Genomic DNA, 630 nt, shown 5'->3' with positions numbered 1-630 from the left:
TCTCGTATCACTGATACGAGAATTGAGCTGGACGCACTTCATCGCCCTGATGCCGCTGAAAGACCCGCTCCAGAGGGACTACTACGCACAGATGGCGAGCACCCAACGCTGGAGCGTGCGGACGCTGCGCGAGCGCATCGACTCGATGCTGTACGAGCGCACAGCGCTGTCCCAAAAGCCGGAAGAAACCATCGCGCAGGAGCTGGCGACCCTGCGCGATGCGCAGCGCATGTCGCCGGCCCTGGTGATGCGCGACCCGTACATCCTCGACTTCCTGGGCCTGCGGGACACTTGGCAGGAAGGCGACTTGGAAGCGGCGATCATTCGCGAAATGGAGTCCTTCCTGCTGGAGCTGGGCGCGGGCTTCTCATTCGTCGCCCGGCAGAAGCGCATCCCGATCGACGACGAGGATTTCCACCTCGACCTGTTGTTCTACAACCGCAAGCTGCGCCGGCTTGTGGCGGTGGAGTTGAAGATCGGCGAGTTCAAGGCCGCATACAAGGGACAGATGGAGCTTTACCTGCGCTGGCTCGACAAGCACGAACGCGAGCCGGAAGAAGCCTCGCCGCTGGGGATCATCTGCGTATTTCGGTGAACGTGATCAGCGATTTCGGATGAAGGTGATCACCG

The 630-nt window shown here is 61.3% G+C and carries 1 protein-coding gene; it reads left to right on the top strand.

Annotated elements, in window-relative coordinates; translation table 11 throughout:
• A partial coding sequence (locus ACSHSS_RS30290; RefSeq protein WP_445545977.1) for a PDDEXK nuclease domain-containing protein occupies positions 1-595 on the top strand: 595 nt, incomplete at its 5' end.
• Positions 596-630: the final 35 nt, after the last annotated feature.

The sequence above is a fragment of the Burkholderia sp. BC1 genome (assembly GCF_052683555.1).
Note: the sequence above shows the minus strand (reverse complement) of the source record. Positions and strands in the feature narration are given on the sequence as shown.